We start from the raw sequence: 23405 nt of genomic DNA, 5'->3' as shown, positions 1-23405 counted from the left end.
AGAGCATGACTTCCACGCAACAGCATTCCTCCCCGGCCATCACGCTGACCATCGCCGGTTCCGAAGCCACCGGCGGGGCAGGGGCACAGGCCGACCTGAAGACCTTCCAGCAGCTGGGAACCTTCGGGATCACGGCCCTGACCTGCATCGTCTCCTTCGACCCGAAACAGGGGTGGGATCACCGTTTCGTTCCCGTGGAGCCCCAGGTGATCGCCGACCAGCTCGAGGCCATCCAGACCTGCTATTCCGGTCAGCTCGATACGGTGAAGCTGGGCATGATGGGCAGCCCGACCACGATCGACACGGTCGCGACCGCACTGCGGGCCCAGCAGTGGAAGAACGTCGTGCTCGATCCCGTCTTGATCTGCAAGGGCCAGGAGCCCGGACATGCCCTGGATACCGACCAGGCACTGAAATCCACGTTGCTGCCGCTGGCCACCTTCGTGACCCCGAACCATTTCGAGGCCGAATCCCTGTCGGGCATCACCATCGACAGCGTCGAGGACCTCGAGCGTGCCGCCCGCATCATCCACGAGGCCAGTGGTGCCGCGGTCCTGGCCAAGGGCGGAATCCGCCTGGCCGGCAGCGACGCCGTCGACGTATTCCACGACGGGACGACCACCGAGGTCCTGTCCACCCCCAAGATCGGCGAAGTCGCCGTTTCCGGTGCCGGATGCTCGCTGGCTGCCGCCGTCACCGCCGAGCTGGCCAAGGGGGCCACCCCGCTGGAAGCCGCCCGGGCCGCCAAGACCTTCGTCACCGCAGGTATCGAACACCGGATGGCCTCCCACGCGCCGTTCGACGCCCTCTGGCAGGGAGGCATCACCGCCTGACCGGCCCCGCGGCACGGTCGTGGCGACGACACCTCATCGAGGGGTCGTCGCCACGACTTTTTTGGCGGCCGCACCGGTCCTCGAGGTCCCTCCAGTGAACACTTTCCGCGGAAGTCCACACTTCGTGTGGTTTCGTGACACCGACTCATTGAAAGTTTGCGGCGACCAGCCCTCGGACCCTCCAGTGCCGACCTGCCGAGATCTGGGGTGTCATAGCCCCGCCCCGACTACCATCCGGTAGCAGCAAGGGCCTGCCCGAGCCGCTCGCGCACCCGCTCTTTTTTGACACCAAAACCGCGCCAACAGCGCCGTTCCGGCGCGATGGAAACTCTAAAGCAACTCCTTGACTTGTGACGACACTCACTTAGGCTATGGCGTGGGGCGCTCCGGGGTAACAGCCCCATCGGTGCCCCGAAACCGCCCAATCGGTTACAAGGAGCATCATGAATCACTCGCATCGGCCACGGCTGGCCCGTTCCGTCGTGGCTGCGGTCTCAGGCTTGGCCCTGGCCGCCACCATGTCGGTTCCCGCCAATGCCGCACCGAAAGACATCAATTCAACCCCCGGAAGCCAAGCAGAGGCCTTCGGGGGTTCCTCATTGGATCAACAGGACATCAAAACGCTGCAGGACCTGAAGGTTTCAGGGCCCATGGTCAGCAAGAAGGGCGAGGTCACCGCCTACGTCCAGTTCAGTGGCGAAGGCGCCTTCGCGGCCACCCAGCCCTCGAACGTGGCCCGCAGCAAGTCGGCCCCGGTCAAGAACAAGACCAAGGTCAAGCAGATCCGCAAGAACATCGAGTCGCAGGGTGCCTCCGCGGCGAAGGCCTCCAAATCGAAGGTCGTCTACACCACCACGAACGCCCTTCCCGGCGTCGCCCTGCGCGGGGACGCCGACGCCCTGCGCGCCCTGTCCAAACGTTCCGACGTCGTGAAGATCACCGCGGTCGTGCCGAAGTCCCCGACCAACAAGGGCTCGGTCATCGACACCAAGGCACTCAACGCCTGGTCGGGTCTGGACCAGACCGGCGACGGGGTCACCATCGCCGTGCTCGACACCGGCGTCGACTACACGCATGCGGACTTCGGTGGTCCCGGCACCGTGGAGGCCTATAAGAAGGCACAGGCCTCCGACGACCTGCCCGGCCCCGACTCGGGGCTGATCGATCCGGATAAGTTCATCGGCGGTTGGGACCTGGTCGGTGACGACTACAACGCCGATCCCTCCTCCCCGACCTACCAGCCAGTCCCGAAGCCGGACGCCAACCCGCTGGACTGCCAGGCGGCAGGGCACGGCACCCACGTTTCCGGCAGTGCCGCCGGCTACGGGGTGGACGCCGAGGGCGGGACGTTCGACGGGGACTACTCCACGCTCGATGCCAAGGGCGTCTCCTCGATGAAGATCGGCCCCGGCTCGGCCCCGGAGGCCCAGCTCGTGGGCATCCGCGTCTTCGGCTGCGGAGGATCCTCCTCCGTGGTGGGCCAGGCCCTGGACTACGTCCTGGACCCCAACGGCGACGGCGACTTCAGCGACCGCGCCCAGATCGTGAACATGTCCCTCGGCTCGGACCACTCCCCCGTGGACGATCCGGAGAACGACATCGTCGATGCACTGGCGGAACTGGGGATCCTCTCGGTCGTCGCCTCCGGCAACGCCGGTGACGTGACCGACGTCGGCGGCTCACCGGGCAACGCCCGCTCCTCGCTGACCGTGGCCAACACGGTGGGCTCGAAGATCACCCTCGACGGGGCCAACGTCCTGGCCCCCGATGACGTGGCCGGCACCGCCGCCGGACAGTATTCGGCCAGCTTCGACTACACCGATGCCTCCAAGGAGCAGCTCACCGGTGAAGTCGTCATGGCCGACCCCTCGAATAAGTTCGGTTGCGACGCCTTCCCGGCCGACACCGACTTCGACGGCAAGTGGGTCTGGATCCAGTGGGAGGAAGACGGCGACTTCCCCTGCGGTTCGGCAGCACGCTTCAACAACATCGAGGCCGCCGGCGGCGCCGGCGTCGTCCTGGATTCACCGCGCAGCGTGTTCGACGCCGGTATTGCCGGCAACGACAAGATCCCGGGCATGCAGCTCAATAAGGACTACTCCGAGAAGCTGCGTCCGGCCGCCGAAGCCGGCACGCTGAAGCTCGAGCTCGACAAGGACCTCATCGGAACCGCCTCCGGCGAATCCGGTGCCTTGGACACCTTGAACTCCAGCTCCTCTCGCGGGGTCCACGGTTCAAACGGCGTCGTCAAGCCCGACGTCGCCGCACCGGGCACGCTCATCGGCTCGGCAGGCGTGGGTACCGGAAACGGCCCGGCCGTGATGACCGGCACCTCGATGTCCACCCCGCTGACCGCGGGCATCGCCGCCCTGGTGGCCGGCTCCGGCAACTACAGCGCCTACCAGGTCAAGTCGATGGTGATGAACACGGCCACGGCCGACGTCACCGCCGATAACGGCGAGACTTTTGGTCCGAACCGCGTCGGCTCCGGTCGGGTGATCGCCGATGCGGCGATCAAGACCCCCGCCTACGCGTTCGCCACGGATGCCCCGGATCTGACGACGCTCTCGTTCGGCGTCGTGGAGATGGGCAAGAAGAAGATCAAGAAGACCAGCTCGATCACCGTGCAGAACACCTCCAAGTGGACCCAGCACTACCGTCTGGACTACGTGCCCTCGACCACGATCCCCGGCGCTTCGTATTCACTGAGCACCGATAAGGTCAGCATCCAGCCGGGCAAGTCCAAGAAGGTCAAGGTCACCCTGACGATCAAGCCCCAGAAGTTCGCCAAGACCATGGATCCGACCATGGAGAAGCAGCAGCTGGGCCTGAACCGCCAGTACCTCGCCGACGCCACCGGTCGCATCGAACTGCGCGCCAAGGGCCAGCCGGCACTGCGCGTTCCCGTCCAAGCCGCGCCCAAGGCGTCCAGCAACATGCGGGTGAAGGGCAACAACATCAAGACCAAGAAGGGCAAGGTCACCGCCCCGGTGAAGCTCAAGGGCAAGGGCCTGCTCACCGGCAACGGTGACGAGCGCGTCCTGTCCCTGGTCTCGGCGTTCGAGCTCGGTGCCACCAGCAAGAAGCTGCCCAAGGCCATCGACGAGATCCCGGGCGCCCGCGCCATGGATCTGCAGTATGTCGGTGCCGCCTCCGATGCCCCGACCAACGGGGTCTCCGACGGTCTGCTGAACTTCGGTATCAGCACCTACGGCAACTGGGCCCACCTGGCCGGCGGGACGGAGATCAACGTGGAAATCGACACCAACGGGGACGGCAAGCCCGACTTCGTCACGTTCAACACCAACGTCGATGGCCTCGATCTCGATCTGGCGGCAACGCAGGACCTGAAGACCGGTGAGCAGGTCGACCTCTGGCCGACCAACGGCCTGACCGGTGAGACGGACTCCAACACGTTCGACACCAGTGCCGTGAGCCTGCCGGTTTCGTTGGATGCCCTCGGGGTGTCCGAGGATTCTTCGGGCCAGGTCCAGTACCGGGTCAGCACGTGGAGCCAGTACAACGCCGATGAGTCCGGGGCCCAGGTCCCGGTCGACACCACCGACTGGATCGCCTACAACGCGGTCGATCCGGATCTGTGGTTCGAGGGCGCCGGAACCGGGACGGCCTTTGCCGACCTGCCGGGCCAGAAGCTCACGGCACACGTCCAGGACTACTCCAACGCCTTCCCGAAGAAGCGGATGATGGCGAAGAAGAAGGCCAACCAGGAAGAGGGCTTGTTCCTGCACCTGCACAACAAGACGGGCAAGAAGGCCCAGGTCGTGACCTTCACCAAGAAGTAACGGCTACATGAAAGCAGGGGCCGGCGGATTTCGATCCGCCGGCCCCTCCTTCATGAGCACCTGCTGTGTTGCGTTGGATCCGGCCGACCCGCGTTGCCTGCCGGGGACAGCTCAGCGGCCGGGCCTCCAGCCGAAGTCCGGGTCCCGGCGTTCCAGGAACGCGGCCACCCCCTCGTCGATATCGGGCCCGGCGGCCATTTCCGTCCAGGCCGTCTCCCAGGCACCGGCCAGCTCCGCCGGGTCCGTGGCCGGGTCGGTGGCCCGGTCGATGAGCTCCTTGGTGGTGAGCATCGAGTACCGCGACCGTGCGGTGAGCTCGGTGAACAGCTCCCTGACGGAGTCCTCGAACCCGTCGGCGGGTACGACCTCGGCGACCAGTCCCATCTCCCGGGCCCGCGGGGCCCCGAACGTCCGGGCGCTCATCAGCACGTATTTCGCCGTGGCCGGGCCCAGCAGCCGCACCAGGCGGTCGATGCCGGCCCGCGGGTAGATGATCCCCAGTTTGGCGGGGGTGATCCCGAAGGAGGCGTCGGTGGAGGCGAAAATGAAATCGCAGGCCGAGGCCAGCTGCCATCCCCCACCCATGCAGTGGCCCTGGACGACGGCGATGGTCGGCTTGCCGACCCGGGCGAGTGCCTGGTCCGCGGCGGTGAGGTGGTCGGTCCTGCCGTCCTGGTCCAGGATGACGTCGCGCAGCTCCCCGATGAACACCCCGGCGCTGAAGGTTCCCCCGGTCCCTCGTACGGCGACCACATCCACATCGGGGCGGTCATCCAGATCGGCCGCCGCGGCGGCGATGTCCTGGCACATGCCCCGGGTCAGGGCGTTGCGCTTGGTGGGGTTGACCAGCGTGATCGTGCCGACCCCTGCCTCGACGCCGACGGTGATCCCTGGACCGCTCGGCGCCGCGGCCTTCTCGGGGGTCTTCATGACCTGGTGCTGGACGGGCGCAGCTTCACGTTGATCTGCTTGGTCTGGGTGAAGCCTTCGAGCATGCCCTCCAACGAGACCTCGCGTCCCATGCCCGACTGCTTATACCCGCCGTAGGTCTGTCCGACGACCTGGCCTCCGCCCTGGTTGACCTGGACCCAGCCGGCCTGCAGCGAATGTGCGGTGTCCAGGGCGCGGTCCAGATCGTGGCTGAAGACATAGGCGGCCAGCCCGAAGTGGGTGTCGTTGGCCATTTCGATGACTTCCTCGCGGGTGTCGAAGGGGATGGCCATGAGCACCGGCCCGAAGATCTCTTCACGGGCCAGCCGGAAGTCGTTGCGTCCCCCGCCGAAGACGGTGGGCACATGGTAGAAACCACGGGTCAGTTCACCTTCGGTGGGGGCGCTGCCGCCCAGGAGCGTTTCCAACCCGCCCATCGAGCGGCCCTCGTCGAGGTACCCCGTGATCCCGGCATGCTGTTTGGCGTTGATGACCGCACCCATGTCGCTGGCTTCCTCCAGCGGGTCCCCGACCTTCATGGCGCCCAGTCGCGGCACCAGTTCGGAGAGCACCTCGTCGTACACCTCCCGGTGGATGAACAGCCGCGATCCGGCCGTGCAGCTCTGGCCCTGGCGGGCGAACCGCGAGGCGAGCAACAGCTGGTCCACCAGCTGGTCGTCCACGGCATCGGGGAAGACGATCGAGGGGTTCTTGCCGCCGAGCTCCATGGACATGTGGGCCAACCGTTCCCCGGCCTGGGCGGCGACGCCGCGGCCGACTTCGGTGGATCCGGTGAAGGAGACCTTGTCCACCCCCGGATGTTTGGCCAGCGCGTCGCCGATGACCGCCCCGCGACCGGTCAGCGCATTGAGCACACCGGCGGGCAGGTGCCGGTTGCAGACCTCGGCCAGTTTCAGGATCGTCAGCGGGGCGTCGTCGGCGGCCTTGAGGATCACGGTGTTCCCGGCGGCCAGGGCCGCCGGGATCTTGAAGCCGGCGATCATCAGCGGCGAGTTCCACGGCAGGATCGCGGCGACGACCCCCAGCGGTTCGCGCCGGGTGTATTGCAGCTGGTCATCGCCTGCGGGCAGGGTGGTGCCCTTGGATTCGCCGGCCACGCCGGAGAAGTAGCGGAAGAGGGAGACCAGGGAAGCGACTTCGGGACGGGCCTGGGTGCGGATCGCATTGCCGGTGTCCAGGGCGGTCAGCCGGGCGAATTCCTCGGTCTCCGCCTCGATGTCATCGGCGATCAGTGCCAGCGGGCGGGCCCGCCTGGTGAAGTGCTGGGCGGCCCATCCCCCGAATGCCCGGCGTGCGGCACCCACCACGCGTTCGACGTCGTCCACGGTGGAGGCGGGCACCCGGGCGATGACCGAATCACGCAAGGCCGGGTTGGTGACGTCGCGCCACTGCCCGGAGACCGAGTCCACGCGCTCCCCGTCGATCCACTGCGGCCAGTCCAGGATGTCGGCGCCCGTGGAGCGCGAGGCCTCCACGGAGGTGCCGGCGGCCTCGTTCGTGGCCGCGCGGGCAGCCGCCTGGGGGTCGGTGCCGGCGGGGCCGTTCGTGGTGGGCGGGGTGGTGTTCTGGTTCATGCTGCGCCTCCGATGGTCGATGTGTCGTTATCGCCGGTTGTGTCGTGATGGGTCCCGTCGACGAGCTGGACGATCGCCGAACAGTCCAACCCCTGCGTCCCATCCTGCATCAGAGTCTCGGACATTGACGAGACCTGTTCGGTCAGCACCCGCTCGGTGTTGGCCTGCCTGCCTGTCAGCGGTGATGCGGAGAGAGTCCCCCGCCCATGACCAGCATCACATGCTGCTACGGTGCACTCAAGCACCAAAAAGGCATAAGCGTTGTGCAGATATGCACATACCCGATGGATACGAGCCCCCATGAACAGATCCCCCAGCCCCGATGACCTGCTGATCCTGCTGACGGTCGCGCGGTTGGGTCGCTTCACCGCGGTGGCCGAGGCCCTGGAGACCACACACACCACGGTGTCCCGCCGCATCGCCGCCCTGGACCGGCAACTGGATGGCCGGACCCTGGATCGGACCTCCACCGGGTGGGAGCTGACCGATCTGGGGCACCATGCGCTCCGGGCCGCGGAATCGATCGAGTCGAGCCTGACGGAGCTCAAATCGGCGGTCAGCCAGCGCGGGGAGGAGGTGTCCGGCGTCGTGCGCGTCCATGCCTCCGATGCCTTCGGTGCTTATATCGCCGCACCGGCGATCGCCCGACTCCAGCAGGAGCACCCGCGGCTGAAGGTCGAACTGCTCAGTGCCACCCGTCGGGCCAGCCGCAACCGTTCGGGGGTCGATCTGGAGGTCGTCGCCGGGCGGGTGGAGGATTCGCGGGCCGAAGTCATGGTCCTCACCAGATACTTCCTCCGGTTGTTCGCCAGCCCCGCGTACCTGCACGACGCCGGAGAACCGGCGACCCTGACGGACCTGGCCCGGCACCGTTTCGTCTCCTACGTCGATTCGGAGCTGCAGGTCGCGGAGCTGGACTACCGCTCCTCCGGGCTACCGGTCCCGGCGGCGGCCTTCCAGGCCACCAGCATCTTCGCCCAGCTGCAGGCGGTGCGCGCCGGCGGGGGCATCGGCATGCTGCCTTCCTACGTGGTCCACCAGGACCCGGGGTTCGTTCCGGTCCTGGCCGATGACTTCGAACGGGGCATCACCTACTCGGCGGTGGCCCGTACGGAGTCGCTGCGCTCGCCCGGCGTGAAGGCGGTCGTCGAGGCGCTCCTGACAGAGACCCGGGGCCGTCGCCAGGCGCTCCGGTCCTGACCCTCCCCCGGGGTCAGCGCGGCAGGGCCCTTCACGACGCCGCCGCCTCCGGGGGGCGGGTGTCCATCCGGCAGTGGTACCGGGTTAGTCGTCCGCATCCTTGGAGTTCGTCAGGACGTCCCCGCTACCGGCATCGATCTGCACCTCGTGCTTGGCGCCGGCGTCGTCGATCAAATCGCCTTCCCAGACGGTCGTGCCGTGCTCGTCATCGAGGCCGAGTTCGGTGATGCGGGCATCCGGGACGGCATCGCGGAACTTCGCGGCAGCCTCCTTGAAGTCAACCTTGGCGGCGTCGACCCGATCCTGGTGCTTTTGCCGATCCTGCTCGTCGTCGTCTTCCGTGGAAGGCGAGCCGATCACGCTGCCGTCGTCGGCGGAGATGTCGACTTCGTGTTCGGTGCCATCGGAGGTCACGACCTGGACTTCCCACCGGGTCACGTTCTCCTCGGTTTCAATCGATATCACCGTACTGTCGGAGACTTCCTCGAGGGCGGCGTCGCCGGCGTCCTCCAAGGAGATGCCCTCGCTGTCGGTGCTGCTGCCCGAAGCGCCCGCTTCATTGCCGGCGTCCGAGGATGGGGACATGGCCGGCTGGCTGGAGGACTCCGCTTCCGGGCTGGGTGCGGCGGAACCGTCATCTCCGGAGCCGCCACCGGAACAACCGGCCAGTGCGAGCATGGTGACGGCCGAGACTGCGACGAGCTGCCGGGGGCCCCGAAGCCGTGCCGTGGTGCGTGGCGCTCCGGCCTGAATGCTCTCAAGATCCTTGGACATTTCGCCCTCCAATACTCAACGTGCTTGAACCGGCCAAACTACGCCGCCCGTCGACCAACGTCCAGTCATTTCGCTCGCGGCCGGATCCCCTGGCCACCCTTAGACCGGAAGTTCCCCCGCCCCCTTCAGGCTCTTCATCACGATCGTCGAGGTCAGCTTCTCCACTCCGGCCAGCCCCACCAGGACCTCGTCATAGAACTGCTGGTAGCTGGAGAGGTCGGTGGCCATGACCTTGAGCAGGAAGTCAGGTTCCCCGAATAGTCGTGAGCCCTCAACGATTTCCGGGATGGATGCCACCTCGTCCTCGAAGGCATACATGTTCTGCCGATCCTTCAGGGTGACGAACACCAGGGCCTGGAAGCCCAGCCCGATCCGGGGCGCGTCGAGGATCGCCCGGTAGCCCGAAACGACTCCGGCGGCTTCAAGGTCACGAAGTCGACGGTGACAAGGGGCGACGGTCAGACCCACTTCCGCGGCCAGGGCCGTGACGGTCATCCGACCATCCTGTTGAAGCAGGCGCAAAATATTTCTATCTATATCGTCAATCACGCAAGAACCTTACCGTGAGGCGCGTCGTTTCCTCGAAAAACGGTAAGCACTTTTGGGGCGGAGTTTCCTAAGCTTTCCCCGAAGAGCAACACGACCACCAGGAGCGCCTCATGGACCCACATCTGATCCTCGGATTCGCCGCCATGTCCGTCGCCCTGGCCCTGACGCCGGGCGCCGACTGGGCGTATGCGATTTCCTCCGGACTCAGCGGGCGAAGGATCGCCCCTGCCGTGGGTGGCCTGCTCAGCGGGTTCATGGTCCACACCCTGCTCATCGTCGCTGGTCTTGCGGCATTGGTCATTGCCCTGCCCCAGTTGCTGGCCGCCCTGACGCTTGTCGGTGCCGCCTATTTGATCTGGCTCGGTGTCTCGACCACCCGCTCCTGGCGCGACGCCGGCTACACCAGTGCCGCCGAGGGGGCCCAGCCCCCGCCCGGGAACGGCAGCAGCTTCCTGCGCGGGCTGGGCACCAGCGGAACCAACCCCAAGGCCCTGTTGCTCTATCTGGCCCTCATCCCGCAATTCATCGATTTGAATGCCGGGCTGCCGGCGCCGGTGCAAACCGGCATCCTGGGGATCTCCCATATCCTGGTTTCCGCCGTCGTCTACACCGGCGTCGCCCTCGGCGCCCGCCGTCTGCTGGCCAGCCGCCCGGCAGCAGCCCGCATCGTCACGCTCTCCAGTGGCGTGATCATGCTGGGCCTGGGCGCCTTGTTGCTCGGCGAGCAGGTCATCAACCTCACGGCCGGCTAGCCGCGGGTTCCGCCCGGCTTCGTCCAAGGGCGCCGAGGCCCGGCGGGTTCCGTCGTGAGCGACGGCTCAGGGGCAGGGCTTCCAGGTCCTGCCACCGGGCGCGTAGCAACGAGGTCCGGTATATCCCGGATAGGGGGTGCCGGTCTTCTTCGGCACCTTCCTGGTGGCCGGAGGCGCAGCAGGAGCCTGCGCCGGCGCCTTCCGCGTTCTCCGCTTCGCTGCCTCGCGGGCTTCCTTGGCCTGGGCAGCCTGGCGGGCCACCCGTTGTCGTTCGGCGATCCGGGCCTTCTCCTGCCGGGCTGCCTCCGCGGCGGCAGCCCGGCTCGCCGCAGCGGCCTGTTGCGCGGCAACCGCCGCTGCCTTGGCCTCGGTCTTCTTCCGTGCTTCGGCTTTGGCCTTGGCCTTCACGGCGGCTTCGTGTTCCCGGGTCACCAGCAGCTGCCGGCGTTCCTTCAGGATGCCCTCCTGCCGGGTGGCTGCCGCCGTGGCCTTGGATAGCCGCGGAGCCAGTTTCCCGGCCACCACGGAACCAACGACGGCACGGACCGCGTCTCCGGAGTCATCGGTCCGGCCCAGCAGCAGATCGGCCGCCTTTCCCGCAGCAAGGGCCGTTGCCGCACCGGACAGGAGCCCCGAGGCCTCGGCAGAGGTTTGCGCGGTCGCCGTCGGAACCGTTGCCAGCTGGTCGATGGCCGATTCGATCTGAGCGGGAACGGTGCATTCGACCGTTGCACTAAAAAGTCCCGTTTCCTCCTCGAGCGCTTCCTGTTGGGCCGCGAGGACCTCGTCGTGGAAGCGGTGGTTGGGCTCGAACAGGACGGCCACCCCCAGGCCTTCGCGGGCGATGTCCGCATTGACCAGGTCCCCGTCCAGATAGACGCCGGCCAGGGTGCGATCGTAGCGATCGGTACGTTCGACGTCGTACTCGAGGTGGACCCCGGTTCCGGCAGGAAGCCGCTGGCGCAGATACTCGGTGGCCTCGGGGCCCAGGCACTGCACCGGGGTGTTGGGCTTCTTGGTCTCGGGGGTGTCGACGTTCAGCAGTCGGATGGTCTCCACGGTTCCGTCGAGTGAGGCCACGAGGGTATCGCCGTCGACCACCCGGACCACGGTGGCATCCGCCCCGGAGCTGGACGGGGTGTCCACCGCCGCCGACCCGCCGGAGGTGCAGCCCGACAGGGCAACGGCGACCGCCACGGCAGCCACGACGAACCGCGGGCTCTTCCGCCATGGCGACGGGGTCACCGGATTCCGGACCGACATTGGTCTCCCCCCAGGATTGCCCGCACGCTTCGAATGGTTCAAAGCATAACCCCGGTGCGACCGATCACGGCTTCTTGTTCTTGCCGCCCCCGTCATGGCTCCTGCCGTGCTTCTTCTCTTTTTCCTTCTTCTTCTTGGCTTCTTCCTTCTTCTTCTGTTCGGCCTTCTTTTTCTGCTCGGCCTTCTTCTCGGCCGCCTTGCTCTTTTCGGCGGCCTTGCTCTTTTCGGCGGCCTTGCTCTTCTCGGCGGCCTTGCTCTTCTCCGCCGCCTTGCTCTTTTCAGCGTCTGCCTTGGCCTTCTGCGACGCGGCCGCACGCTCCTGGGCGGCCCGCTGCTCGGCAGCCCGCTGTTCCGCGGCGGCGCGTTCTGCGGCGGCCTTCTGCTCGGCCGCGCGTCGTTCGGCAGCGAGTTTGGCTTCTTCCTTCTTCTTCTTGTCCTCGGCCTTCTTCTTGGCCACCAGCTTGGTGTGGACGCCTTCGACTTCACCCAGGCGCTTCTTCGCCGCGCTGACGGTTCCGGAGATCTCCTTTTCCCACCGGGCCTTCTCGGAGGCATAGACCACGGCCTGCGCGGTACCTTCCTTGACGTCCATGCCGGTCAGCGATTCCTTGGCCGATTCGCCGTCCTTGAGCACCGATTTCAGGTCGTCGATCATGTCCTCGGCGGATTCGATGCTGCTCGGCGGGGCCTTCGACACGGACTGCATCCGCTTCATGGCCGGTTCCACCGTGGCGGCGATGGTGCATTTTTTGGAACCGTCGAACAGTCCCTTGCCCTGCTCCTGGGCGGAATCCTGGGCCTCCAGGACGCGGTCGTAGTAGGGGTTGTTGGGGCTTTGCTTTTCCGCGACGGCAAATCCTGCCTTGGCCATCTCCGCGTTGACGAAGTTGCCGGCGGAGAACGCCGCCGCCATGTTCTTCCTGCGCTTGGGAGGCATGTCGTCGTCGTATTCCAGACGGACCTTCTTGCCCTCCGGCAGCATCGTCTTCAGGTGTTCGGTGGCCTGGTCACCGAGGCATTCGGCATCATCGCCGGCGGCCGGGGCCAGGACGTTGAGCAGATCAACCGTCTTTTCCTTGCCGTCGACGTCGGCGATGAAGGTATCGCCGTCGAGCACCCGGACGACGACCCCGCCGAATTCAGGGACGTGGTTGTCCTTGAAATTGATGCGGCAGCCGGCCAACGACGACGTGACGACGAAGACTCCGACGACAACGGCCGCGGCCCTCTTCAAGGGGCGGTTGTTCAAAAGCGATGGATCCACCATGCGCTGGCCTCCAGTGGGTTGCGGGTGGTGTGACCACGGGCCGTGGACTACCGAATGTAGTACCACGGACCGGGATAGGCCAAGGCCACCCAACAAGTACGACGGCGGCCCGGTGGGCCACCCGGATCTATCGTCCGAGGCGCGCCGATGGCGCTAACGGTTGCGGAGGGGCGGGGTTGGACCCCGTTTCCGCGCATCCCGGGCGTCGGAGCGGGGCGCAGCCGGGATGACATTCCACAAGGATTTTACCGTGGATCGACCGACAACCCCACATCGGCATGGTGCGCCGCCCTCAGGAGGCATGGGCCGGGGTGCTGAAGGCGGCCGCCGAACGCAGCGTGGCTTCCGCCTCCACGGGGTTGATCCGCGCCAGGGTCATCCCCGCGGTCAACAAGGCGAAGAGCAGACGGGCCCGCTCGTCGATCCGGGTTTCGGCCTGGGTGTCCGGCCCCTCCGGCGGGGCCTGATCCACGGCGGGCGCCGGCAGGTCACGGCGCAAGGCGGCAGCGAAGGCCCCGGTCACTTCGACCCGGTAGGCCTCCATGGCGGTACGCACCGCTTCGTCACGGCTGTTGCGTCCCGATGAGGCGGTGAGCAACAGGCATCCGCGCTGTGGGCCGACTTCCCCGCACACGGCATCGGCCAGGGAATCGAAGTAGGCGCCAAGCCCCGCGGCCCCGTCCCGGGCCGTGACCAGGACCTCGAGCCGGGGCCGGACCACCTGGTCCAGATAGCTCTGCACTGCCGCGTCGAAGAGCCCCCGCTTGGAGCCGAAGGCGTTGTAGATGCTCGAGCGGCCCAACCCCGTGGCCCGCTCCAGTTCGGGCATGGCCGCGGCATCGTAACCCGCGACCCAGAAGACGTCCCGGGCCGCTTGGATGACCTCATCCACGTCGAATGCCTTGCTCCGTGCCATGTGTCTCCTTCCGGCCCCGTCGAATCCCCCGGCATTGCGCTCGGGGTGAACTTCGCCTCAAAATGTTTATTTTGTATCGATCGTTCTAATATTATAGACCTATCGCAGTCAGCGATACCACCGACTTCAAGGGAGCAATTCCATGACTTCCAGTACACAGATCCAGCTCGCCCAGCGCCCCACCGGGTGGCCCGACCACGAGAACTTCCGCACCGCCGTCGTCGATCTTCCGGCATTGGGCGAAGGCGAGGTACGGGTCGCCAACGACTTCATCTCCGTCGACCCCTACATGCGCGGCCGGATGAACGACAACACCGGATCCTACATCCCCCCGTTCAACGTCGGCGAGGTCATGGGAGGCGGGGCCGTCGGCCGCGTCATCGAGAGCCGCGACGATTCGCTGGCCGAAGGCACCCTGGTCCTGCACGACCTGGGCTGGCGGGATGTCGCCCAGGGCCCTGCCGCAGGATTCCGCGCCGTACAGGAACTGCCGGGCCTGCCGGCGTCGGTCTACCTGGGCGCGTTGGGCATGACCGGCCTGACCGCCTGGGTCGGCCTGCTCGAGATCGCCTCCATGAAGGAAGGTGACACCGTCTTCGTCTCCGGTGCCGCCGGGGCCGTGGGGACGATGGTCGGCCAGATCGCCCGGCTCAAGGGCGCGGCCCGGGTCATCGGTTCGGCGGGCAGCCCCGAGAAGATCGAACTGCTGACCTCCAAGTACGGGTTCGACACCGCCTTCAACTACAAGGACGGCGATATCGCCGGCCAGCTGGCAGCAGCCGCCCCCGAAGGCATCGACGTCTACTTCGACAACGTCGGCGGCGAGCACCTCGAAGCAGCCCTCGGCACCCTGAAGACCGGTGGACGGGTGGCCCTGTGCGGGGCCATCTCGCAGTACAACATCACCGAGCCCGAGGCCGGCCCACGGAACATGGCCAACCTGATCACCAAGGGCCTGCGCCTGCAGGGCTTCACGGTCGGGAACTACACCGAGCACCTCCCGGCCTTCGCCGAACAGGCAGGGGCCTGGCTGGCGGCCGGGGAGCTCGTCTTCGACGAGACCGTGGTCGAGGGACTGGATCACGCGGTCGACGCGTTCCTGGACCTGATGCGCGGCGCCAACACCGGCAAGATGGTCGTCAAGCTCTAGCCGACACCATCCCGGGGCCCCGGCCTCCCCACCGCGGGGAGGCCGGGGCCCGATTCACGCGGTGACCACGGGCAGGTCGGACCATTCGGTGGTGTAGCGGGGCGAAGCGAATTCGCGTTTCATCGTCCAGGCCGCCGGTTCGGCCAGCCCGGCATGGCCCAACCCGATCGCCGCCTGTCCGAAACGGGCGCGCACATCCCCGAGCAGCGTCCCCATCCGGCGCTCCTCCCCCTCGGCCGTGAAGGCCTCGAAAGCCGCCTGGCCATCCGCCGGCTCCAGGCCCGAGAGCACCACCCCGGCCCGCACGTACCGCATCCCGGGGACCAACCGTTCCCGCATCGCCGCGACGGCGGTCCGGGTGAGCACGATCGGATCCTGCGTCGGCGCCGACAACCTCACGCCCACCACCGGATTCGCCCCCGGTGCTTCCGCGGATCCGGCAAAGCGGCTGACCCCGGCACTGACGGTGAGCATCGTGGCCCGCAATCCCTCGGCAGCCATCCGCGCGGCCCCGCGTTGGGCGTAGAGCGCCATCACCTGGTCCATGTCCGAGGCGGTGGTCACCGGGGTGGAGAAACTACGAGAGAACATGATCTGCGCCTTGTCCGCCCGCTCCTCGACCTCGGGAATGCACGGTGTGCCGTTGAGTTCAAGCACGGTGCGCTGCAGCACCACCGAGAACTTCTTGCGGATCACCAACGGGTCCGCCGTCCGCAGATCGGCGATCGTTTCGATGCCCAGGGCGTTGAGGCGTTGCCCGTTCCTGGCCCCGACACCCCACAGCCCGGTGACGGGGACGCGTGATTGGATGCGGTGGATCTCCTCCGGCGGGACGCTGTCGAGTGAACAGACCCCACCCAGACCGGGGTTGTGCTTGGCCACGTGGTTGGCGAACTTCGCTAGGGTCTTGGTCGGGGCGACCCCCACGCAGACCGGGACCCCGACGTTGCGCCACACCGCTTCCCGGATCCGGCGCGCGCTGTCCCGCAGCGACGATTCGTCCCCCGGTAGCCCGATGAACGACTCGTCGATCGAGTAGACCTCCTGCCAGGCGCCGAACCGTCCGATGACCTCCATCACGCGGGACGACATGTCACCGTAGAGCTCGTAGTTGCTGGAGCGGGCCACCAGCCCCATGCCCTCCGCGCTCCCGGCGACCTGGAACCACGGGGTGCCGGTCTTGATGCCGAGCTGCTTGGCTTCGGGTGACCGGGCGACCACGCAGCCGTCGTTGTTCGAGAGCACGACGACGGGACGGCCTTCCAGTCGCGGGTCGAAGGCCCGCTCGCAGGAGACATAGAAATTGTTCACGTCCACCAGTGCCATGCGCCCGCGTCCGGGACCCGGCTCAGACATGGTGCAGGCAGCGGGTGACCACGCCCCAGACGGTGAGGTCCTCCAACGCCCGGACCATGACCGGACCGGTCGCGGGGTCGTCGGTGCGCAGCCAGACCCCATCGGCGTCGATGCCCAGGCGCCGGATGACCATTTCGGCCTCCAGGACGGCGATGACGACCCGGCCGTCGCGCACCGGAAGGGAGCGGTCCACGATCACCTCGTCCCCGTCGCAGATGCCCGAGGCGGCCATCGAGTTCCCCGCCACACGCATGATGAACGTGGACGTCCTATCGCGGATCAGATGCCGGTTCAGGTCGATCCCACCGTGGAAGTAGTCGCGGGCCGGGGACGGGAAGCCGCTGGCCTGGCGTTCCGCCGTCGGCCCGCCGGTGGCCTCATCCCCGCCGAAGGTGCCGGGCGGCGGGACATGCACGGGCTCCTGACCGAACACGACACCCCCCTGGAATAGAACAAACTTTCGATGACCAGCGTAGCATCACCGGCCCCGGTTCCCGAGCCGCCGTCGGGCACCAAAAAACCGGTCCCGATCGCAGGGATCGGAACCGGTTTGGTGGGCGGCGGAGCCTAGGCGTCGACGGTGATGACCGTGACGACGGGCTTGCGGCGCAAGGCGCGGTCGGACCAGCGCACCAGGGCCTGGGAGATCGCCCGTTCCGCGTCCGGCCCGGTCTTGACGCCCTTGAGTCCGTTGAGGGTCTTCTCCACGATGCCCACGGCCTTGCCGAGGTCCTTATTGGAGAAGCTGAAGCCCACCGGGAAGAACTCGGGGTCCTCCTCCAGGGCGCCGGTCGCCGGGTCCACGATGGCCAGCACGGTCAGCGCGCCGTCCTCGGCCAGACGGATGCGGTCCTGCAGGGACTCCTCCGTGGCCGCGCCGGCGACCATGTTCTCGACGTAGACGTAGTCGGCGGCGACGTTGCCCGAGACGCGGGCGACGCCGTCCTTGAGGTCGACGGTCACGCCGTCCTCGAGGACCAGTGCATTCTTGGGATCCACCCCGGTGCGCACCGCCAGTTCGGCGTTGGCCTTCAGGTGGCGGTGTTCGCCGTGGACCGGCATGACGTTCTTCGGGCGCACCAGATTGTAGCAGTACACCAGTTCGCCGGCCGAGGCGTGCCCGGAGACGTGGACCTTCGCGTTGCCCTTGTGCACCACGTTGGCGCCGAGCTTCGTCAGGTCGTTGATCAGGCGGTAGATCGAGGTCTCGTTGCCCGGGACCAGCGAGGAGGCCAGCAGGACGGTATCGCCTTCGATGAGGTCGATGATGTGGTCCTGGTTGGCCATGCGGGCCAGTGCGGCCATCGGTTCACCCTGCGAACCGGTGCAGATGATGACGACCTTCTCCGGCGCCATCTTGTCGACCTCCTTGAAGTCCACGAGCACGTTGCGCGGGATCTTCAGGTAGCCCAGCTCGCGGGCCGTGCCCATGTTGCGGACCATCGAACGGCCCACGAAGGCGACCTTGCGGCCGTACTTATGGGCGGAGTCGATGACCTGCTGGATGCGGTGCACATGCGAGGCGAAGGAGGAGACGATCACGCGGCGCGGGGCGGTGCGCATGACGTTGTCGATGGCCGGCAGCAGATCGGCTTCGGCGGCCATGAAGCCCGGGACCTCGGCGTTGGTGGAGTCCGGCAGGAACAGGTCCACGCCTTCCTCGCCCAACCGGGCGAAGCCGGCCAGGTCGGTGATGCGGCGGTCCAGCGGGAACTGGTCCATCTTGAAGTCGCCCGTGGCCAGCACGGTGCCGGCACCGGTGCGGATCGCCACGGCCAGGCCGTCGGGGATGGAGTGGTTCACGGCCAGGAACTCGAGGTCGAAGGGACCGAACTTCTTGCGTTCGCCTTCCTTGACCTGGACCACGTTGGGCTTGATCCGGTGTTCCTGCAGCTTGGTCTTCACGAAGGCCAGCGTCAGCCGGGCGGAGATCAAGGGGATGTCGGCGCGTTCACGCAGCAGGTACGGGATGCCGCCGATGTGGTCCTCGTGGCCGTGGGTGAGCACGAGGCCCACCACATCGTCCAGGCGGTCGCGGATCGCCGAGAAGTCCGGGAGGATGACGTCGACGCCGGGGTGCTGTTCCTCGGGGAAGAGGACGCCGCAGTCGACGATGAGCAACTTGCCACCGTATTCGAAGACGGTCATGTTGCGGCCGATCTCTCCCAGGCCGCCCAACGGCATGACACGCAGGGCTCCCTTGGCGAGTGCGGGCGGGGTCTGGTGCTGCTTTTTTCTCAAGAGTGTCCGTTCTCTGTGCTGTTCTGGTTTCTTCGGTATCCGGCCGGCAGCGTCAGGTGAACAGTCGACGCCGGAGCGAACCGGGAAAATCAAGGGCTTCAGCGACCCACGGGCGGCAGAAGCATATCTACCTCGACTTTACCACCGCTTCGGCGCTACGCCGCCGTCGGGCCCCGCGCAGCAGCGACCCCGCGCGCTTCCGGAGGAGGAATCGCGCGGTGGACCGGTTATTCGGCGGGGTCCTGCACCAGATGCCTGCCCAATGCCTCGCGCTCGTCATCGGTCAACGCGCGGGAGGCGGCACCGTCGGCCGCCAACGGGACGATGACCGTGGTGCCCACGAACACGGTCGTCCCGTCCTGGACGCCGGTGTGTCGCAGGGTGAAGGATTTCGTCCCGATGCGCTCGATGCCCAGGCCGATGGTCATCGACGGGATGTATTCGGCCTGGGCCAGGTAGTCCACGGTCATCGAGGCGACGACCACCCCCATCAGCAACCGGGCGAACCCGTCCTCGGTGCGGATCCACCGCACCCTGGCTTCCTCCATGAGGGTGACGATGCGGGCGTGGTTCAGGTGGCCGTTGGCATCCTGATCCGACCAGCGCAAGGCAATGGTGACGTCCGTGGAACTCATGGCCCCACCCTACCGGGGCCGCTGGCGGCTAATAGACGACGTCGAAGACCCAGACCGCCAACGTCATGGTGGTCAAAGTGGTCAGGACCAGCGAGATGACGTTCAGCCAGATGCCGGCCTTGAGCATGTCGGAGATCTCGACGTAGCCGCTGGAGTAGGCGATGGCATTGGGCGGGGTGGCCACCGGCAACATGAAAGCGCAGGTGGCGGCGATGGCGACGGGAACCACCAGGAGCATCGGGTCCAATCCCAGCCCGACGGCGACCCCTCCGATCAGCGGCAGGAACGCGGCCGCGGTGGCCGTGTTGCTGGTCAGTTCCGTCAGCCCCAACACGATCAGGGCCACGGCGGCGATCAGGACCACCACCGGCAGGAAGCCCAGGCCGTCCACTTGTTCGCCGACCCATTTGCTCAGGCCGGTTTCGGTGAATTGAGCCGACAGGGCCAGCCCGCCGCCGAAGAGCAGCAGGATGTCCCAGGGCAGTTCCTTGGCACTGCCCCAGTTCAGCAGCGGGACGCCCTTGCGCAGGTTCGCCGGGATGATGAACAGGGCCACGGCGACGCACATCGCAATGACGGCATCCTCGATGGAGGTATCGGGCCACAGCAGCGGCACGGTGATCCAGGAGGCCGCGGCGAGCACGAAGATCGCCAGGACCAGTTTCTCCCCGACGTTCATCCGGCCCAGCTTCTTGTACTCATCGGAGATGAGCTGGCGGCCGCCGGGGATCTCGCTGATCTCGGGCTTGAAGATCACGAAGGTCAGCAGGTACCAGGCCACCGCCATGAAGACGACCGACATGGGAACGCCCACCAGCATCCACTGTCCGAAACCGACATGGATGTCGTGGGCCTGTTGCAGATAACCCACCATCAGGGCGTTGGGCGGGGTCCCGATGATGGTGCCCAGCGAGCCGATGGAGGCGGAGTAGGCGATGCCGAGCATCAGGGCGATCCCGAATTTCGGGGGTACCTTCTTCTCATCGCTCATCCGCGCGGTCAACGCCAGCACCGACATCCCGATGGGCAGCATCATCACCGCCGTGGCGGTGTTGGACACCCACATGCTCATGAACCCGGTGGCGATCATGAACCCGCCGATCAGCTGGCGGGGCTTGGTCCCCACCAGCAGCACGGTGGCCAGCGCGATCCGCCGGTGCAGGTTCCACCGTTGCAGGGCCAGGGCGAGCATGAAACCACCCATGAACAGGAAGATGATCGGATTCGCATACGGTGCCGCGGCATCGCCCATTCCGGCGACGTTGAGCATGGGGAACAACACGAGCGGAAGCAGCGCGGTGGCGGCCAACGGGATCGCCTCGGTCATCCACCACAGGGCCATCACGGTCGCCACCGCGGCGGTGAACCGGGCGGGTTGGGCCAGATCGCCGGGCAGCAGGAAGAAGACGACGACGGCCAGCACCGGCCCGGCGAAGAGACCGATCCGCTTGCGCATCAACACGGCCGGGCTTTGGGCGGATTCGCGCAGCCCGGGCGCCTGTTCGGCGTCGTCCTCCGCAGTGGCGTCCGGGGCATCGTTCGGACGGGTATCCGGTTCGTTTGACGGCGTTGTCATCACGGTCCTTCTGCTGGCGTGGACGGGATGGTTCGGTCCCGTCCGCCCACTATCTCCGATACGGGCTCTTCTGCCCAGAGCACCACGCGGGCCGGCGCGGACTTCAGGAACGCAATGCCGCCAACGCGAACCCCACCATCTCGGTGAAGGTCTCCTCGCGTTCCTGCGCAGTGAGATCAGAGCTGCCCGGGCTGCCATCGGAGACGGTGCCCAGCATCAGGGTCTCGATCTTTTCCCGCATGCCCACCGCATACAGGGCGGCGGCTTCCATCTCGACCGCCAGGGTGCCGGCCTCGGTGAGCCGGACCATGGCCTCGGGGTCGCCGTTGTAGAAGTCGTCGCTGGTCAGCACGGAGCCGACATGGACCGTCTTCCCGCTGTCCTCCCCATGGGCGACGGCGGCACGCAACAACCCGAAATCGGGGGTGTGGCTGATGTGGACACCGGGGAAACGCACCGCGGTCATCGCCGAGGTGGTGTGGGCTGCGGCGGCGGCGATGACGTCCCCGACCTTCAGCTGCGGTTGCATGCTGCCCACGGTGCCGACCCGGATGATCCGCTTCACCCCGTAGAACCTGGCCAGTTCGGTGGCATAGATGCTGATCGAGGGGCTTCCCATGCCCGAGGCCATCACCGACACCGGCTGGCCATCGACGGTTCCGGTGTAGCCCAGGATGCCGCGGACCTCGGTGACCAGTCGCGGGTCCTCCAGGAAGGTCTCGGCGATGCGCTGGGCGCGTCGCGGATCCCCGGGCATCAGCACATGGGGTGCGAAGTCGCCGGGTTCTGCTGAGATATGCGGGGTGGCCATGACTCTCCTGGATGGTCGGGGGCGGTCGGGGTGGTTGCACGGGAGGATAGCATGACCGACATGGGAACCTCCTCACACCGTGGAATGCCATGACCGGTCGCCGCGAACGCTTCCGCGATATTGCCGAGACCTTCAGCCGGCACGGTTTGGGCTTCCTGCTCGCCGCCTTGGGCGTGGATGCCCGCATCCTGGGTCCCGCGGCCCGGTTCCCCGCAGGCCAAGGCCAGAACCAGGGGCTGCCCCAACGACTACGCCTGGCCCTGGAGGAGCTGGGGGCCGTGTATGTGAAGTTCGGGCAGGTCCTTTCCACCCGCTCGGATCTCCTGCCGGCCGAGTACGTGGTGGAACTGGCCAAACTCCAGGACGGGACCCCCTCGGTGCCCTTCGACGGAATCCGCGAGGTCATCGAGGCCGAGCTGGGACCCGAAGCCGCGAAACTTCTGTCCACCATGGATCCCACCCCATTGGCCACCGGTTCCATCGGTCAGGCCCATGTGGCCACGGTCCAGGGACGTGACGTGGTGGTCAAGGTGCGCCGCCCCGGAATCGTGGAACAGGTCAACAACGACCTGGAGATCATGGCAGAAATCGCCAAGCTGGCCGAACAGGCTTCGGCCACGGCCCGGGGATTGCGGCTGGCAGATACCGTCGACGAGTTCGCCCGGACGCTGCGCGGGGAACTGGACTACCTCGCCGAGGGCCGCAACGCCGAACGGTTCGCCAAGGATTTCGCCACCGATCAGAAGGTCCACATCCCCGAGGTCTTCTGGAGCACGACGACGTCGCGGGTGTTGACCCTTGAGCGCATGCGCGGGCTGAAGATCACCGATGTGCAGGGCCTGCATGCCGCAGGCCTGGACCCCTCCGAGGTGGCGTCCCGGGCGTGCAACGTGCTGCTGCGCATGGTCTTCGAACATGGGTTCTTCCACGCCGATCCGCATCCGGGGAACTTCTTCGTCGAGGACGACGGACGATTCGGCATCATCGACTTCGGCATGGTCGGACACGTCAGCGACGACCTGAAACGCCAACTCGTGAAGCTGCTGCAAGCCATTGTCCTCCGGGACCCCCACCGGATGACCACCGCCCTGTTGCGGCTCTGCGGGGCCGGGCAGACGAGCCGGCGGGCCGAACTCCAGGCCCACCTGGCCCAGCTGTTGGACCGCTACGCCGATCAACCGTTGGCCCAGGTCCCGCTGACGCTCATCGTCAACGACGTGGTCGCCATGTTGCGTCGCCACCAGCTCCGACTCCCACCCGATACCGCCTTGCTCATCAAGATGCTGGCCATGGCCGAGGGACTGGGCCAGGAGATCGACCCGGCCTTCGACCTGCTCTCCGAGGTCTCGCCCTACGCGCGCCGACTCATGCTGGCTTCGGTCTCCCCCTCCGCCATCGCCGAACAGCTCAAGCTGATCGCCTCGGAGGCACTGAACCTCGGGTCGGAAGCGCCGGAACTGATTCGCCGGGCCACCGAAATCCTGGAAAGCGGAGGCGTGGACGTACGCATCCGCACCGAGGAACTCGACGAGCTCATGGACCGGTTGGACCATACCGGCAACCGGATCGTGGCCGGGCTGGTCACCGCCGCACTCATCACGGCGGTCGGCGGGCTGGTGGGCAGCCAGCCGACGCGTTGGCATCGCTGGCCCCAGGCCCTCTTCACCGCCGGCGTGGGTGGGGTAGGCGCCCTGGGCGGCTACCTGGCCTGGACCTCACGCCGACGGCGAAGCTGATCACGGCCGGCGTTCCAG

General features: G+C 66.9%; 20 protein-coding genes. 6 read left to right on the top strand and 14 right to left on the bottom strand.

The window, feature by feature from the left end; genetic code table 11:
* The first annotated feature begins 5 nt into the window (after positions 1–5).
* Both ACT3S2_RS04720 and ACT3S2_RS04715 read left to right on the top strand, forming a co-directional pair.
* Positions 6–833, top strand: a complete 828-nt coding sequence (locus ACT3S2_RS04720) for a hydroxymethylpyrimidine/phosphomethylpyrimidine kinase (protein ID WP_443384286.1) — start codon at positions 6–8, stop codon at positions 831–833.
* A gap of 443 nt (positions 834–1276) precedes the next feature.
* Positions 1277–4636, top strand: a complete 3360-nt coding sequence (locus tag ACT3S2_RS04715) for a S8 family serine peptidase (RefSeq protein WP_443384068.1) — start codon at positions 1277–1279, stop codon at positions 4634–4636.
* Between the two features lie 111 nt (positions 4637–4747).
* Here the strand turns inward: ACT3S2_RS04715 and ACT3S2_RS04710 are convergent, their stop codons facing one another.
* From ACT3S2_RS04710 to ACT3S2_RS04700, 3 genes are read right to left on the bottom strand one after another with little or no spacing between them, the layout of a single operon-like run.
* Positions 4748–5566 (bottom strand): enoyl-CoA hydratase/isomerase family protein, encoded by an 819-nt coding sequence (locus ACT3S2_RS04710; RefSeq protein ID WP_443384067.1) that lies wholly within the window; start codon positions 5564–5566, stop codon positions 4748–4750.
* Positions 5563–7161 (bottom strand): aldehyde dehydrogenase family protein, encoded by a 1599-nt coding sequence (locus ACT3S2_RS04705; protein WP_443384066.1) that lies wholly within the window; start codon positions 7159–7161, stop codon positions 5563–5565. The genes ACT3S2_RS04710 and ACT3S2_RS04705 overlap by 4 nt, the downstream gene beginning before the upstream one ends.
* Positions 7158–7286: a hypothetical protein gene (locus tag ACT3S2_RS04700; protein WP_443384065.1), complete on the bottom strand. Its 129-nt coding sequence runs from the start codon at positions 7284–7286 to the stop codon at positions 7158–7160. Before ACT3S2_RS04700 ends, ACT3S2_RS04705 begins: the two co-directional genes overlap by 4 nt.
* A 175-nt stretch (positions 7287–7461) precedes the next feature.
* Between ACT3S2_RS04700 and ACT3S2_RS04695 the strand changes: the two genes are divergently transcribed.
* The gene (locus ACT3S2_RS04695; RefSeq protein ID WP_443384064.1) at positions 7462–8361 is read left to right on the top strand and encodes a LysR family transcriptional regulator; all 900 of its coding nucleotides are present in this window, start codon (positions 7462–7464) and stop codon (positions 8359–8361) included.
* Positions 8362–8445: 84 nt separating this feature from the next.
* On the opposite strand, the gene ACT3S2_RS04690 is transcribed toward ACT3S2_RS04695, so the two are convergent.
* Positions 8446–9135 (bottom strand): PepSY domain-containing protein, encoded by a 690-nt coding sequence (locus tag ACT3S2_RS04690; protein ID WP_444561330.1) that lies wholly within the window; start codon positions 9133–9135, stop codon positions 8446–8448.
* A 99-nt stretch (positions 9136–9234) separates the two neighbouring features.
* Entirely contained in the window at positions 9235–9684 is a 450-nt protein-coding gene (locus ACT3S2_RS04685; RefSeq protein WP_443384062.1) for an Lrp/AsnC family transcriptional regulator, read from the bottom strand.
* Positions 9685–9794: 110 nt separating this feature from the next.
* Between ACT3S2_RS04685 and ACT3S2_RS04680 the strand changes: the two genes are divergently transcribed.
* Positions 9795–10436 carry a LysE family translocator gene (locus tag ACT3S2_RS04680; RefSeq protein ID WP_443384061.1) on the top strand — a complete coding sequence of 214 codons (642 nt, stop codon included), beginning with the start codon at positions 9795–9797 and terminating at the stop codon, positions 10434–10436.
* Between the two features lie 66 nt (positions 10437–10502).
* Here ACT3S2_RS04680 and ACT3S2_RS04675 read toward each other — a convergent pair whose 3' ends face one another.
* The 3 genes from ACT3S2_RS04675 to ACT3S2_RS04665 form a co-directional block, all read right to left on the bottom strand.
* A complete protein-coding gene (locus ACT3S2_RS04675) occupies positions 10503–11681 on the bottom strand; it encodes a thermonuclease family protein (protein ID WP_444554195.1) in 1179 nt (392 codons plus the stop codon).
* A gap of 82 nt (positions 11682–11763) precedes the next feature.
* Positions 11764–12966, bottom strand: a complete 1203-nt coding sequence (locus ACT3S2_RS04670; RefSeq protein WP_443384059.1) for a thermonuclease family protein — start codon at positions 12964–12966, stop codon at positions 11764–11766.
* A 292-nt stretch (positions 12967–13258) separates the two neighbouring features.
* Entirely contained in the window at positions 13259–13882 is a 624-nt protein-coding gene (locus tag ACT3S2_RS04665; RefSeq protein WP_444561329.1) for a TetR/AcrR family transcriptional regulator, read from the bottom strand.
* Between the two features lie 142 nt (positions 13883–14024).
* Between ACT3S2_RS04665 and ACT3S2_RS04660 the strand changes: the two genes are divergently transcribed.
* Positions 14025–15032: an NADP-dependent oxidoreductase gene (locus ACT3S2_RS04660; protein ID WP_443384057.1), complete on the top strand. Its 1008-nt coding sequence runs from the start codon at positions 14025–14027 to the stop codon at positions 15030–15032.
* Positions 15033–15086: 54 nt separating this feature from the next.
* Here the strand turns inward: ACT3S2_RS04660 and ACT3S2_RS04655 are convergent, their stop codons facing one another.
* From ACT3S2_RS04655 to deoD, 6 genes are all read right to left on the bottom strand, one after another.
* Positions 15087–16388: a Y-family DNA polymerase gene (locus tag ACT3S2_RS04655; protein ID WP_443384056.1), complete on the bottom strand. Its 1302-nt coding sequence runs from the start codon at positions 16386–16388 to the stop codon at positions 15087–15089.
* Positions 16381–16803 (bottom strand): LexA family protein, encoded by a 423-nt coding sequence (locus ACT3S2_RS04650; RefSeq protein WP_443384055.1) that lies wholly within the window; start codon positions 16801–16803, stop codon positions 16381–16383. Before ACT3S2_RS04650 ends, ACT3S2_RS04655 begins: the two co-directional genes overlap by 8 nt.
* A gap of 152 nt (positions 16804–16955) precedes the next feature.
* Positions 16956–18572 carry a ribonuclease J gene (locus ACT3S2_RS04645; protein WP_443384069.1) on the bottom strand — a complete coding sequence of 539 codons (1617 nt, stop codon included), beginning with the start codon at positions 18570–18572 and terminating at the stop codon, positions 16956–16958.
* Between the two features lie 284 nt (positions 18573–18856).
* Positions 18857–19264 carry an acyl-CoA thioesterase gene (locus ACT3S2_RS04640; RefSeq protein WP_444561328.1) on the bottom strand — a complete coding sequence of 136 codons (408 nt, stop codon included), beginning with the start codon at positions 19262–19264 and terminating at the stop codon, positions 18857–18859.
* A gap of 28 nt (positions 19265–19292) precedes the next feature.
* Positions 19293–20840, bottom strand: coding sequence for an SLC13 family permease (locus ACT3S2_RS04635; protein WP_443384053.1), 1548 nt, complete (start codon positions 20838–20840; stop codon positions 19293–19295).
* 103 nt (positions 20841–20943) lie between these two features.
* Positions 20944–21651, bottom strand: a complete 708-nt coding sequence (deoD, locus tag ACT3S2_RS04630) for a purine-nucleoside phosphorylase (protein WP_443384052.1) — start codon at positions 21649–21651, stop codon at positions 20944–20946.
* 89 nt (positions 21652–21740) lie between these two features.
* Between deoD and ACT3S2_RS04625 the strand changes: the two genes are divergently transcribed.
* Positions 21741–23387, top strand: coding sequence for an ABC1 kinase family protein (locus ACT3S2_RS04625; RefSeq protein WP_443384051.1), 1647 nt, complete (start codon positions 21741–21743; stop codon positions 23385–23387).
* The last annotated feature ends 18 nt before the right edge of the window (positions 23388–23405 follow it).

The organism is Arthrobacter sp. AOP36-A1-22 (assembly GCF_052377615.1).
In the GTDB taxonomy this organism is placed as follows: domain Bacteria; phylum Actinomycetota; class Actinomycetes; order Actinomycetales; family Micrococcaceae; genus Arthrobacter_H.
This window is presented reverse-complemented; position numbering and strand designations above follow the sequence as displayed.

What these genes read in the sequence shown, in the direction of transcription:
- ACT3S2_RS04720 (WP_443384286.1), top strand. Translation starts at nt 6, where the DNA reads ATGACTTCCACGCAACAGCATTCCTCCCCGGCCATCACGCTGACCATC.
- ACT3S2_RS04715 (WP_443384068.1), top strand. Translation starts at nt 1,277, where the DNA reads ATGAATCACTCGCATCGGCCACGGCTGGCCCGTTCCGTCGTGGCTGCG.
- ACT3S2_RS04710 (WP_443384067.1), bottom strand. Translation starts at nt 5,566, where the DNA reads ATGAAGACCCCCGAGAAGGCCGCGGCGCCGAGCGGTCCAGGGATCACC.
- ACT3S2_RS04705 (WP_443384066.1), bottom strand. Translation starts at nt 7,161, where the DNA reads ATGAACCAGAACACCACCCCGCCCACCACGAACGGCCCCGCCGGCACC.
- ACT3S2_RS04700 (WP_443384065.1), bottom strand. Translation starts at nt 7,286, where the DNA reads ATGTCCGAGACTCTGATGCAGGATGGGACGCAGGGGTTGGACTGTTCG.
- ACT3S2_RS04695 (WP_443384064.1), top strand. Translation starts at nt 7,462, where the DNA reads ATGAACAGATCCCCCAGCCCCGATGACCTGCTGATCCTGCTGACGGTC.
- ACT3S2_RS04690 (WP_444561330.1), bottom strand. Translation starts at nt 9,135, where the DNA reads ATGTCCAAGGATCTTGAGAGCATTCAGGCCGGAGCGCCACGCACCACG.
- ACT3S2_RS04680 (WP_443384061.1), top strand. Translation starts at nt 9,795, where the DNA reads ATGGACCCACATCTGATCCTCGGATTCGCCGCCATGTCCGTCGCCCTG.
- ACT3S2_RS04670 (WP_443384059.1), bottom strand. Translation starts at nt 12,966, where the DNA reads ATGGTGGATCCATCGCTTTTGAACAACCGCCCCTTGAAGAGGGCCGCG.
- ACT3S2_RS04665 (WP_444561329.1), bottom strand. Translation starts at nt 13,882, where the DNA reads ATGGCACGGAGCAAGGCATTCGACGTGGATGAGGTCATCCAAGCGGCC.
- ACT3S2_RS04660 (WP_443384057.1), top strand. Translation starts at nt 14,025, where the DNA reads ATGACTTCCAGTACACAGATCCAGCTCGCCCAGCGCCCCACCGGGTGG.
- ACT3S2_RS04655 (WP_443384056.1), bottom strand. Translation starts at nt 16,388, where the DNA reads ATGTCTGAGCCGGGTCCCGGACGCGGGCGCATGGCACTGGTGGACGTG.
- ACT3S2_RS04645 (WP_443384069.1), bottom strand. Translation starts at nt 18,572, where the DNA reads ATGCCGTTGGGCGGCCTGGGAGAGATCGGCCGCAACATGACCGTCTTC.
- ACT3S2_RS04640 (WP_444561328.1), bottom strand. Translation starts at nt 19,264, where the DNA reads ATGAGTTCCACGGACGTCACCATTGCCTTGCGCTGGTCGGATCAGGAT.
- ACT3S2_RS04635 (WP_443384053.1), bottom strand. Translation starts at nt 20,840, where the DNA reads ATGACAACGCCGTCAAACGAACCGGATACCCGTCCGAACGATGCCCCG.
- deoD (WP_443384052.1), bottom strand. Translation starts at nt 21,651, where the DNA reads ATGGCCACCCCGCATATCTCAGCAGAACCCGGCGACTTCGCACCCCAT.
- ACT3S2_RS04625 (WP_443384051.1), top strand. Translation starts at nt 21,741, where the DNA reads ATGACCGGTCGCCGCGAACGCTTCCGCGATATTGCCGAGACCTTCAGC.